The organism is Streptomyces sp. SAJ15, from assembly GCF_007595705.1.
In the GTDB taxonomy this organism is placed as follows: Bacteria; Actinomycetota; Actinomycetes; order Streptomycetales; family Streptomycetaceae; genus Streptomyces.
Genome location: NZ_NISY01000001.1, coordinates 1,227,070 through 1,239,296, shown reverse-complemented (window position 1 = coordinate 1,239,296; position 12,227 = coordinate 1,227,070). Strand labels below are relative to the sequence as shown.

Sequence of the window (12,227 nt, the reverse complement as noted above, 5' to 3'; positions counted from 1 at the left end):
ACATCGCGCCCCCGCCCCCGGACACACGTCGGCGGCCGGGCGTGCAGGCCGCCCGACCGCCGTACGTCCTTCCGGTGAAGGGCGCGTGCTCAGCTGATCCGTACCGGATTCACCACATCCGCTATCAGCACCAGGAGGGTGAAGCAGATGAAGATCCCGGCGACGACGTAGGCGACCGGCATGAGCTTGGCCACGTCGAAGGGTCCCGGGTCGGGCCGCCGCACCAGCCGTGCCACATGCCGGCGGATCGACTCCCACACCGCGCCCGCGATGTGCCCGCCGTCCAGCGGCAGCAGCGGCAGCATGTTGAACAGGAAGAGGGAGAGGTTGAAGCCCGCCAGCAGGAAGAGCATCATCGCGACCTGCTGGGAGGCCGGGATGTCCAGCTGTGGGATCTCGCCGCCGACCCGTGCCGCGCCGACGACGCCCATCGGGGAGTCCGCCTTGCGCTCCCCGCCGCCGAAGGCCGCGTCCCAGAGGTCGGGGACCTTGGAGGGGAGCGAGATCAGCGAGTCGACGCCGTCCTCGACCATGGTGCCCATGCGGTCGACGGACTCGCCGAAGGACTGCTTGACGACGCCGTTGGCCGGGGCGAAGCCGAGGAAGCCGGCCTTGACGTAGCTGCCCTCGACGTAGCCGCCCTTGCCGTCGGTCTCGGCCACCTCGTTCTGGATGAGGTTGGCGTGCAGTTCCTTGCGCTCGCCGTCGCGCTCGACGGTGATCGTGGCCGGGCCGATGGTCTTGCGGATGTTCTGCTGGAGGGTGGACCAGTCGGGGGTCGGGTGCCCGTTGAAGGCGACGATCTTGTCGCCGGCGCGCAGGCCGGCGGCCTTGGCCGGGGAGTCCTTGGCGCCCGCGGGGCACTTGTCGGTGTCCTTGGCGGAGGCCGCGACCACGCACTTGTTGACCGAGCCGACCGTGGTCGTCTGCGTGTTGATCCCGAAGGTCATCATCACGCCGAGGAAGATCACGACGGCCAGGACCAGGTTCATGAAGGGACCGGCGAACATCACGATGACGCGCTTCCACGGCTTGCGCGTGTAGAACAGCCGCGTCTCGTCGCCGGGCTTGAGCTCCTCGTAGGCGGCCGACCTGGCGTCCTCGATCATGCCGCGCCACGGCGAGGTGGAGCGCGCGACGATCTTGCCGTCGTCACCGGGCGGGAACATCCCGATCATGCGGATGTAGCCGCCGAGCGGGATGGCCTTGATCCCGTACTCCGTCTCGCCCTTCCGCCGGGAGAAGATCGTCGGCCCGAAGCCGACCATGTACTGCGGCACCCGGATGCCGAAGAGCTTGGCCGTGGAGAGGTGGCCGAGCTCGTGCCAGGCGATGGAGAACAGGAGTCCGAGGACGAATACGACTATGCCGAGGACGGTCATCAGTGCCGTCATACGCGAGCCTCCGGGGTCGACGTGGCCTTCGCCGCACGAGCGGCCAGTTCACGGGCGCGGGCGCGGGCCCACGTCTCCGCTTCCAGGACGTCCGCGACGGTCAGCCGGGTTCCCGCGGCGGGTGTCCCGCTCGCTCCGCCTTGGCTCATTTTCACGACTCCGGATGCCAAGCCCTCGGCCACCACTTCCGCGACCGTATCGACAATGCCATTGAAGGGCAGCTTGCGCGCCAGGAACGCGTCGACACACTCCTCGTTCGCGGCGTTGAAGACGGCCGGCGCGGTCCCGCCCAGGGTGCCGACGTGCCGGGCCAGCTTGACCGAGGGGAACGCCTCGTCGTCGAGCGGGAAGAACTCCCAGCTGGCGGCCTTGGTCCAGTCGCAGCCGGGGGCCGCGTCCGGGACCCGCTCCGGCCAGCCGAGACCCAGCGCGATCGGCATCCGCATGTCGGGCGGGCTCACCTGGGCGAGCGTGGAGCCGTCGGTGAACTCGACCATCGAGTGGATGTAGGACTGCGGGTGGACGACGACCTCGATGCGGTCGAAGGGGATGTCGAAGAGCAGGTGCGCCTCGATCACCTCCAGGCCCTTGTTGACCAGCGTCGCGGAGTTGATCGTGACGACCGGGCCCATGGCCCAGGTGGGGTGTGCCAGCGCCTGCTCGGGGGTGACCTGGGTCAGCTCGTGCTTCGACCGGCCTCTGAAGGGGCCGCCGGAGGCGGTGACCACCAGCTTGCGGACCTCCTGGCGGGTGCCGCCCAGCAGCGCCTGGAAGAGCGCGGAGTGCTCGGAGTCGACCGGCACGATCTGGCCGGGCTTGGCGACCGCCTTGACCAGCGGCCCACCGACGATCAGCGACTCCTTGTTGGCCAGCACCAGCACCCGGCCCGCCTCCAGGGCGGCCAGAGTGGGGGCAAGGCCGATGGAGCCGGTGATGCCGTTGAGCACGGAGTGGCACGGGGAGGCGGCCAGCTCGGTGGCGGCGTCGGGCCCGGCCAGGATCTCGGGCAGCGGCTCGCCGGGCCCGTACGCGGCGGCCAGTGCCTCCCGCAGCGCGGGCACCTTGTCCGCCTGGGAGACCGCGACGGTGCCCACCCGAAGCTTGCGGGCCTGCTCCGCGAGCAGCTCGACCCGGCCGCCGGCGGCGGAGAGTGCGGTCACGCGGAAGCGGTCGGGGTTGCGCAGCACCACGTCGATGGCCTGGGTGCCGATCGATCCGGTGGAGCCCAGGATCACGATGTCGCGGGGGGCTCCGTCGGCGGCGGTGGCCGCCGGGAAGCGGAGGTGCGGGTCAGCCAGGGAGTCCGTCATCCCCCCATTGTGTCCGGTCGCGCTGGTGGCTCGAGCAAGGGCACCCCCGGGGTCCGCGTTGTCGGACCGGCCGCCGAGAGTCCGGCGACCGGCCCCGCACGCACCGGCGAATGAGCCGAGGCCCTGCGACCGCGTACGCGATCCGGCCCCGTGGGGCCGGCCTCATGGGCCCCGCGCGCGTTCGGCCCGTGGGGCCCGCCCCACGGCCCCGCGCGTACTCCGGCCACGTACGGACCGGCGAGTGAGCCGAAGGGCGCGCGGCTGCCGAAAGGGAGAGCGCGCGGAGCCTGTGAGGAACGAGCAGGCGAGCACGGTCGAGTGTCGGCAGTCGCTGAGAGCGCCCGGAGGCGAACCGAGCCCTCAAAAAAAGGGGGCGCACGGTCGAGTGTCGGCAGCCGCTCACAGCGCCCGGAGGCGAACCGAGCCCTGAAAAGGGGGGCGCGCTCAGCGGAAGGGGCGGTGCACGTTGTCCTTTCGAGACGGGCCGGGGGTGGCGTCGGCGATCCAGGGGCCGTCGTCGCTGGGGTCGAGGACGCCCTCCTCCAGCCACCCGTAGGAGCCGGACATCACACCGGCGACGATCGTGCGGTCGAGGTCGTCGGTGTTGGTCCACAGTCGTGCGAACAGCTCGTCCGCGCGGATCCGGGCCTGTCGGCAGAAGACGTCCGCGAGTTGGTACGCCTCCGTGCCGTGGTCGCCCTCGCCGCGCAGCTTCTCGGCCCGCACGCAGGCGGCGCTCATCGCGAACAGCTCGGCGCCGATGTCCACGATGCGGCCGAGGAAGCCCTGTTTGGTCTCCATCCGGCCCTGCCAGCGCGACATGGCGTAGAAGGTGGAGCGGGCGAGCTTACGGGCGGAGCGCTCGACGTAGCGCAGATGGCCGGAGAGGTCGCGGTGGCCGGCCGGGTTGAACTCGGCGTACGCGCGGGGCAGCTGGCCGGGGCCGGTGACCAGGCCGGGCAGCCAGCGGGCGTAGAAGCCGCCGGCCTTGGCGACCGCTCGGCGCTTCTCCGCGAACGACTTGTCGGGGTCGATCAGATCGCCGGCGACGGACAGATGGGCGTCGACGGCCTCCCGGGCGATCAGCAGGTGCATGATCTCGGTGGAGCCCTCGAAGATCCGGTTGATGCGCATGTCGCGCAGCATCTGCTCGGCCGGGACGGCCCGTTCGCCGCGGGCGGCCAGCGAGGCGGCGGTCTCGAAGCCGCGCCCGCCGCGGATCTGCACCAGCTCGTCCGCCATCCGCCAGGCCAGCTCGCTGCCGTACAGCTTGGCCAGCGCGGCCTCGATGCGGATGTCGTTGCGGTCCTCGTCGGCCATCTGGGAGGCGAGGTCGAGGACGGCCTCCAGGGCGAAGGTGGTCGCCGCGATGAAGGAGATCTTGGCGCCGACGGCCTCGTGTCGGGCGATCGGCTTGCCCCACTGCTCGCGGGCGGCCGACCACTCGCGGGCGATCTTCAGGCACCACTTGCCGGCGCCCGCGCACATGGCGGGCAGGGAGAGCCGGCCGGTGTTGAGGGTGGTCAGCGCGATCTTCAGGCCGGCGCCCTCGGGCCCGATGCGGTTGGCCGCGGGGACCTTGACCCGGTGGAACCGGGTGACGCCGTTCTCGATGCCGCGCAGCCCCATGAAGGCGTTGCGGTTCTCCACCGTGACGCCTTCGGAGTCCGCCTCGACGACGAAGGCGGTGATGCCGCCCCTGTGGCCCTCGGAGGTGGGCACCCGTGCCATGACCACCAGCAGGTCGGCGACCACGCCGTTGGTCGTCCACAGCTTCACGCCGTCCAGGATGTAGCCGTCCTCGCCGTCGGGGACGGCCACCGTGGCCAGCCGGGCCGGGTCCGAGCCGACGTCCGGCTCGGTCAGCAGGAAGGCCGAGATGTCGGTGCGGGCGCAGCGCGGGAGGTAGGTCTCCTTCTGCTCCTGCGTGCCGAACTGCTTGAGCGGCTGCGGTACGCCGATCGACTGGTGGGCGGAGAGCAGCGCGCCGATGGCGGGGCTGACGGAGCCGACCAGGGCGAGTGCCTTGTTGTAGTACACCTGGGTGAGCCCCAGGCCGCCGTACTTGGTGTCGATCTTCATCCCGAGGGCGCCGAGCTCCTTGAGCCCCTCGATGGTCTCGTCCGGGATCCGCGCCTCACGCTCGATCCGCACCGGGTCGATCCGGGTCTCGCAGAAGTCCCGCAGCTTGGCGAGGAACTCCTCGCCGCGCCGGACGTCGTCGGGGGCGGGGCTCGGATGCGGGTGGATCAGGTCGAGCCGGAAGCGGCCGAGGAACAGTTCCTTGGCGAAGCTCGGCTTCCGCCACGCCTGCTCCCGGGCGGCCTCGGCGACCTGGCGCGCCTCACGCTCGGAGACGCTGCGTACGGGAGGTACGGGGGTGTCTTCGGGGATCGTACGAGCGGTCATGAGGCTCACCTCGCCGCGGAGTCGGGGTAGTTGGGCCGGTCATCTACCGACCGGTGCTACTGCTGCGTATGTACCCGATACGGGAATTGTGTACCAGCCCTCGCGGCGCCGCGCTGCGGGACGGGGCCGCCCTCGGACACTCACCGGGGGCTCTCGGGCCGCTCAGTTGTCCGGAACGCTACGGCCGTTTCGACCAGAAGTCCGATTCGCCCACCCAGGCGGCCGACTGCTGCCACACTCGCCCGGGGACGACACTCCGTGCCGTGCAGGGGGGTGCTGCGCATGGCGAGACACTGGCCTGGTTTCAAGGCGTCCGGTCGCCACGGACGCCGACGGAAGGCGGAGCGCGGACGGCTGGATGCCGCCGTACGGCACTCCGAGCCACCCGGCCGCGGGGACCCGAACGACCGAGGACCGGGACCGTTGGCGCCGCTGGGCGAGGGCGGTGGTGAGGGCGGGGCGACGGGCGCCGCGGCGGGTGTGTCAGCGAGCCCGTCAGCGCTGGGCGCGGGGGGCGACGCGGGCTCGGATGCGGGGTGGGACACGCTGGGCGCCGGGGGTCTCGGGGGCGCGGAGCGGGATCCCGCGTGCCTTTTCTCCGCGGCTGGGCCGTTCGAGCGGGTCTCCCCGGCTGGGCCGTTCGAGCGAGCGGCCCCTTACGTCGAGCCCGGATACGCGCTCCAAACCCCCGCCCCGCCCTCCGTCACCGAGCCCTTGCCCGACTCGGGCAGGTCCGCTGAGCCGTTCGGGTGGACCGAGCCTCGCGCGGACGGCGGGTACGGCCCCTCCGGCGGGCCGGAACGGCTCAGGGAGGGCGTCACCGAGCGGAGGGTCGCCGGGCCGCCGCACGGCGCGGGGGCGGAACCGGTACCGGCCGGCGTCCAGCTCACCCGGGCGGTGGCGGGCGGCGGGACGGAGTCCGTCACCGTGAACGAGGGGGCCGGGCCCGGCTCCGGGTCCGGGTCCGGGTCCGGATCGATGTCCGGGGCCGGATCGATGTCCGGGGCCGGATCGATGTCGGCGTCGGCGCCAGGGCCGGGGTCGGAGTCGGGGTCAGGACCGGTGTCGGAGTCAGGGCCAGTGTCGGCGTCGGCGTCAGGACCGGTGTCGGCGTCGGCGTCAGGGTCGGCCGTGGTGGCGGCGGTCGATCCGGCCCTGGCCGTCCGTGGGGTCGATCCCGCCGATCCGCTGGGCTCGGCCGATCGGCTGCGGGCGGCCTACGCGCGGTCCGGAGATCCGCGGTTGCTGTCGCGGGCGGTCCGTATGGGGCGGCTGGCGGTGGGGCTGTACGGCCAGCGGGCGCAGAACACGGCGCCATGGCCTTCGCACCGTCGTGACGGCGAGGTCGCGATGGCGGACCACCCGTTGCGCGTCCTGAGTCTGACCCTGCTGGGGACGCTGCTGCGGTTGAGCTATCGGGGTGACGGGGCCCCGGAGACGCTCGCGGAGGCGGTGGACGCCGGGCGGGCGGCGGTCGCCGCGACCACCCCGGAGGACCCCGGCTACAGCCGGCATCTGGGCGGCCTGGCGGACTCCCTCCAGGAGGTGTTCGAGCGCACCGGCGACATGACGGCGTTGGACGAGGCCATCGCGCTGTACCGACGCTGCCTGGCGGTGTGCCCGTCCCGGACGCCGGGTTACGCCCGACTGCAGTCCGAGCTGGCCCGCGCCCTGTTGCGCCGGACCCGCCGGGAGCCGGACCCGGCGCTGCTGGACGAGGCGGTGCTGTTGTGCCGTTCGGCCGTGCGCGGCACGCCGGCCGGGCGGCCGCAGCACCCGCTGCGCTTGGCCGACCTGGGCTCGGCGCTGCTGCGGTACGCCACGTCGACCTCGCACCGCGCCGCGCTCGAGGAGGCCGTCGAGGTCCACCAGCGGGCGCTGGCCGCACTGCCGGCCGGCCATCCGGCGGGCGAGCGGATCCGGGCGGAGCTGGGTCGGTGCGCGCGGGTGCGCCAAGCCATCGAGGCGGGGCGCGGCCGCGCGGTGCCCCCGGGGGCCGGCGCGCCGGGCGCCCCGCGGGCCGGGCCGGCGGTGGCGTGGGCCGGCGAACTGGCACGGGCCGCGTCGCACCTGGCGGCGTACGAGCGGTCCCGGAGCCTGCCCGACCTGGAACGGGCCATCAGCGGGTTCGAGTCCGTGCTGCGCTCCCCCGCGCAGAGCGCGATCCGCGGGGCGGCGGCCGACGGCCTGGGTACGGCCCTCTGGTCGCGGTACACCCGCGGCGGCGACCTGCGCGATCTGGACCAGGCGGTCGCCCTGTTCCGGGAGGCGCTGGCGATGCTGCCGCCGGAGACCTCGGAGGCGCACGGCGCGAACGCGAACCTCTCCGGGGCGCTCTGGGTCCGCTGGCTGCGCACCCGCGACGGCGAGGACCTCACCGGCTCCGTCGGCCTCGCCCGCGCCGTGCTCCTCGGCACCGCGGTGGACGATCCGCGCCGCTGCGGCCGGCTGCTGTGCCTCGGCACCGGCCTGCGCGCCGTCCACCAGCACTTCGGCGACCCGGCCGCGCTCGTCGACGCCGTGCGCACCCTCCGCCAGGCTGTCGCCGCGGCCCCGGACGACGGCGACGCCCGAGCCCGCTCCCGCGCCGAACTGGCCGAGGCGCTCCGGCTGTGGGCCCGGACAGCGGCGGTCCCCGCCCGGCAAGGCCATGTCCACCGCCCCAGCCCACACGCCGCCACGCCCCACGGTGGAGCCACCGCCGCGGACTGGCCGGGCGGCGCGGACTGGCCGGGCGGCCCGGCGGGGGGAGTCGGTGGCATCGGGGGCGGGGGCGGTGGGGCGGCGCGCCCGACGGGCGACCGCGGACCGACCGGAGTGCCCGGAGTCGGCCCGCCGGGGGCTACCGCCGCAGCCTGGGACGAACGACACCCGACCGGAGGCGGACCGCAGCACGCGGCCGGGTGGCGACCGGCCGGCTCGGACGGGAGCTGGCCGGACCACCCGGCCGGCGCCGGATCCCACCCCTCCGCGCCCGGACCGGACCACCCGGTCGGGGCCGGATCAGACGAGGCGGCCGGGTCCGGATCGGACGACACGGCCGAGGGCGGGTCGGACGACATGGCCGGGGGCCGGTCGCGGGTCGGGGTCGCGGCCGCGCTGGCGGAGGCGGTGGACCTGGGGCGGGCCGCGCTGGCGCTGACGCCGCCGGACCAGACGGTGTACCCGTATCTGGAGGCCGGCCTGAGCCGCAGCCTGTCGCAGCGGTACCGCGCCGGCGGGGACCCGTACGACCTGGCGGAGGCGGCCGCGGCCGCGCGGCGCGCGGTGGAGGCCACGGCGCCGGGTCACCCGCACCGGCCGGAGCGGCTCACGGCGTTCACCGGGGTCCTGCGGCTGGTGTACGAGGCGCGACGGGACGGCCAGGCGCTCGGCGCGCTGCTGCGGGTGGCCGAGGAGGCCGCGCGTACGGTGCCCGTCGGGCATGCGCTGCGCGCTGCGGCGGTGTGCGCGTACGCCGACGCGCTGGCGGTCAGGGGCGCCGTCGAGCACGACCTGGACGCGACCCTCGCCGCGGAGTCCGGTTACCGGGAGGTCGCCGAGGACGCCCTGGCCGCGATCGGCGAGCGGGTGGCGGCCGCGCGGAGCTGGGCCGAGTGCGCGTACGCCGTCGGGGGCGCGGAGCGGGCGATGCGCGCGTACGAAGTGGCCGTGGAGTTGCTGCCGCGCATGGCGGCGCGCCGCGCGGAGCCGGAGCGTGCCTCGGCGAGGCCGTCGCCCCGGGCGGGCCGGCCGAACCTGGCGCGCCCGGCGGATCCGATGAACCGAGTCGACCCGATGAACCGGATGGACCCGACGAACCGGGCGGGCCCGGCCGGGCTCGCCTCGCGGGCCGCCGCCTGCGCCATCGAGCTGGGCGACCCGTGGCGCGCCGTACAACTGCTGGAGCTGGGGCGGGGGGTGACGCTGGCCCACGCGCTGGACGCACCCGCCCCGCACGCCGACCTGTGGGAGAGCCACCCCGGGCTCGCCCATCGACTGCTCCGGCTACGGGAGGCGTTGGACCGGCCGGCGGAGCCGGACGGCCCTGGCCTCGCGGGCTGTGCCGCGGGTCTGGAGAACGGCGGCGCGGGGGCCGCGGCGCGACTGGAGGATCGACACGCGCTGGTCGAGGAGTGGGCGCGGCTGACGGACCGCATCCGTCGAACACCGGGCTTCGCGGGATTCCAACTCCCGCCCGACGTGGCGGAGTTGCGGGCGACGGCGGAGCGCCTGGGCGGCCCGGTGGTGATCGTGAACGTCAGCGAGACGCGCTGCGACGCCCTGCTGCTGGACGGCGGCGAACCGCGGATCGTGCCGCTGCCCGGGCTGCTCCTACCCGAACTGCTCGATCGATCCGCGGACTTCGCGGCCGCCGTGCGCGCCGAGGCCGAGGATGAGGTCTTCCGGGTGCTGGAGTGGCTGTGGGAGGCGGTGGCCGAGCCGGTGCTGACCGCCCTCGGGCTCACCGGTCGGCAGCAGCGCAGGCCGTCGCGCCGGGAGCGGGGCGTGGAGCGTCCCCTGCCGCGGCTGTGGTGGATCCCGACCGGCCCGCTGACCGCGCTGCCGCTGCACGCGGCCGGGCGTCGCACCGCCCCGGGCGGCCGCGCCGACGGTGTGCTGGACCGCGCGGTCTCCTCGTACGCGCCCACGCTGGGCGCCCTAGCCCGCACCCCCGCCGCGGCGCCGCGACCGGCTTCCGGCGGTGGCGCGGTGGAGCCGCTGGTCATCGCCGTGCCGGGCGGGACGAGCGGGAGAGGCGAGATCGGCTGGATCGGCGGGCCGGACGGGATGACCGCGCGGAACACACCGGCTGGCTCGGTACGGTCGGCCGTTTCCGACGCCACGGGTGTGTCCGGGGTGCCGAGCCCCCTCTCGGGGGTGACCGGGGGAACGATGTCCGACCCCTCGGGTCGGCCGGGCCTCCCCAGGGTGCGGCGGGAGGCCGCCGCGCTCACCGGGCGACTCCCCGGCACCCGGGTGCTGACCGGCGAGCGGGCGCGGCGGGAGGTCGTCCTGGAGACCCTGCACCGGCACCGCTGGGTGCACTTCGCCTGCCGCGCGGTCAGCGATCCGGACGATCCGTCGGCCGGTCGCGTGCTGCTCTACGGAGCGGAGGCGAGCGGTGGCCACGACCCGCGGCCGCTGACCGTCGCCGACATCGCCCGGCTGCGGCTGGGCGACGAGGCGGAGCTGGCCTTCCTGTCGGCCTGCGAGACCGCGCGGGCGGGCGAGACACCGGGCGCGGAGCCGCTGCATCTGACCGGGGCGTTGCGGCTGGCCGGATACGCGCACGTGGTCGGCACCCTGTGGGTGGCGGACGACGCGGTCGCCACGGGGCTGGCCGACGACTTCTACGCGGCGCTCGGCGACCCGGCCTCCGCGCGGAACGCGGCGCGCGCCCTGCACCGGGCGGTGCGGGGCGCGCGTGAGGCCCACCCGACGGCGCCCACCCGATGGGCGGCGCACATCCACGTGGGCGCCTGACGGACGACGGACGACGGACGAGCGAACCCCGGCCGTACGACGCCGAAACGGTGCCGTACGACCGGGGTGTCGGTCCTGGGGTCCGACCTGAGGTCGGAACTGGGGGTCGGACCTGGGGGTCGGACTACAGCTCGATGCCGGTGACGACCATGACCCGCTCGTAGGTGTAGTCGTCCATGGCGTAGCGCACGCCCTCGCGGCCCACGCCGGACTGCTTGGCGCCGCCGTACGGCATCTGGTCGGCGCGGTAGGACGGGACATCGCCGATGATCACGCCGCCGACCTCCAGCGCGCGGTGGGCGCGGAAGGCGGTCTGCAGGTCACGGGTGAAGACGCCGGCCTGGAGGCCGTACTTGGAGTCGTTGACGGCGTCGAACGCCGCGGCCTCCCCGTGCACCTTGGTAACGGTCAGCACCGGGCCGAAGACCTCCTCGCGGGCGATGGTCACCTCGCCCGGCACCTCGGCCAGCACGGTCGGCGCGTAGGCGGCGCCGTCCCGCTTGCCGCCGGTGAGCACCTTGGCGCCCGCGTCCACGGCCTCGTCGACCCAGGTCTCGACGCGCTTGGCGGCGTCCTCGCTGACCAGCGGGCCGACATCGGTGGCGTCGTCCGACGGGTCGCCGGTCACCTGCGCCTCGACGGCCGCGACGATCTTCGGGACGAGCCGGTCGTAGACCGAGGCGTCGGCGATGACCCGCTGCACCGAGATGCAGGACTGGCCACCCTGGTAGTTGGAGAAGGTGGCGATGCGGCCGGCCGCCCAGTCGAGGTCCGCCTCGGAGGAGAAGTCGGGCAGCACGACGGCGGCGCCGTTGCCACCCAGCTCCAGCGTGCAGTGCTTGCGCGGCACCGAGTTCATGATCGCGTAGCCGACGGTGTCGGAACCGGTGAAGGAGATCACCGGCAGCCGCTCGTCCTGCACCAGCGCGGGCATCCGGTCGTTCGGCACCGGCAGCACGGACCAGGAGCCGGCCGGCAGCTCGGTCTCGGCCAGCAGCTCACCCAGAATCAGCGCGGACAGCGGGGTGGCCGGCGCCGGCTTGAGGATGATCGGGGCGCCGACGGCGATCGCCGGGGCGACCTTGTGGGCGCACAGGTTCAGCGGGAAGTTGAACGGCGCGATGCCCAACACGACGCCGCGCGGGAAGCGGCGGGTCAGCGCGAGCCGGCCGACGCCGCCCGCGTCGGTGTCCAGGCGCTGCGCCTCGCCGCCGTTGTAGCGGCGGGCCTCCTCGGCCGCGAAGCGGAACACGGAGACGGCACGGCCGACCTCGCCGCGCGCCCACTTCATGGGCTTGCCGTTCTCGGCGGAGATCAGCTGCGCGATCTCCTCGGTGCGCTCGGCCAGTCGCTTGGACACGTGGTCGAGCGCGGCCGCCCGTACGTGCGCGGGCGTCGCGGCGAACTCGTCCCGCGCGGCGAAGGCCGCGGCCACGGCCTCCTCGACCTGGGCCTCCGTGGGGACGCTCACCGCGCCGACGAGACGACCGTCCCAGGGGGACGTGACGTCGAAGGTGTCCTCGCCGGTCGCCTTACGGCCGGCGAGCCAGAACGCGTGGGTGGTAGTCACAGCGGATCCCGGCCCTTCCGAAGTGGTGGGTTGGTGCGGTTGGCTCTCACCCTCCACCGTAGGGGCGCCGCGCCCAAA

At 74.4% G+C, this 12,227-nt stretch carries 5 protein-coding genes; 1 reads left to right on the top strand and 4 read right to left on the bottom strand.

Going from position 1 to position 12,227, the window contains the following annotated elements; translation table 11 throughout:
- Window positions 1–89: 89 nt before the first annotated feature.
- The 3 genes from CD790_RS05390 to CD790_RS05380 all read right to left on the bottom strand — a co-directional run bounded on the left by CD790_RS05390 (window position 90) and on the right by CD790_RS05380 (window position 5,113).
- Window positions 90–1,394 carry an RIP metalloprotease gene (locus CD790_RS05390; RefSeq protein ID WP_144381766.1) on the bottom strand — a complete coding sequence of 435 codons (1,305 nt, stop codon included), beginning with the start codon at window positions 1,392–1,394 and terminating at the stop codon, window positions 90–92.
- Complete coding sequence (dxr, locus tag CD790_RS05385) at window positions 1,391–2,704, bottom strand: 1-deoxy-D-xylulose-5-phosphate reductoisomerase (RefSeq protein ID WP_144381765.1); 1,314 nt, start codon at window positions 2,702–2,704, stop codon at window positions 1,391–1,393. Before dxr ends, CD790_RS05390 begins: the two co-directional genes overlap by 4 nt.
- Window positions 2,705–3,148: 444 nt before the next feature.
- The gene (locus CD790_RS05380; protein ID WP_144381764.1) at window positions 3,149–5,113 is read right to left on the bottom strand and encodes an acyl-CoA dehydrogenase family protein; all 1,965 of its coding nucleotides are present in this window, start codon (window positions 5,111–5,113) and stop codon (window positions 3,149–3,151) included.
- A 1,134-nt stretch (window positions 5,114–6,247) separates the two neighbouring features.
- Between CD790_RS05380 and CD790_RS36580 the strand changes: the two genes are divergently transcribed.
- On the top strand, window positions 6,248–10,579 hold the full coding sequence (locus tag CD790_RS36580; RefSeq protein ID WP_144381763.1) for a CHAT domain-containing protein: 4,332 nt from the start codon (window positions 6,248–6,250) through the stop codon (window positions 10,577–10,579).
- A 124-nt stretch (window positions 10,580–10,703) separates the two neighbouring features.
- Here CD790_RS36580 and CD790_RS05370 read toward each other — a convergent pair whose 3' ends face one another.
- Window positions 10,704–12,149: an aldehyde dehydrogenase family protein gene (locus CD790_RS05370; protein WP_144381762.1), complete on the bottom strand. Its 1,446-nt coding sequence runs from the start codon at window positions 12,147–12,149 to the stop codon at window positions 10,704–10,706.
- Window positions 12,150–12,227 lie beyond the last annotated feature (78 nt).

What these genes read in the sequence shown, in the direction of transcription:
- dxr (WP_144381765.1), bottom strand. Translation starts at nt 2,704, where the DNA reads ATGACGGACTCCCTGGCTGACCCGCACCTCCGCTTCCCGGCGGCCACC.
- CD790_RS05380 (WP_144381764.1), bottom strand. Translation starts at nt 5,113, where the DNA reads ATGACCGCTCGTACGATCCCCGAAGACACCCCCGTACCTCCCGTACGC.
- CD790_RS05390 (WP_144381766.1), bottom strand. Translation starts at nt 1,394, where the DNA reads ATGACGGCACTGATGACCGTCCTCGGCATAGTCGTATTCGTCCTCGGA.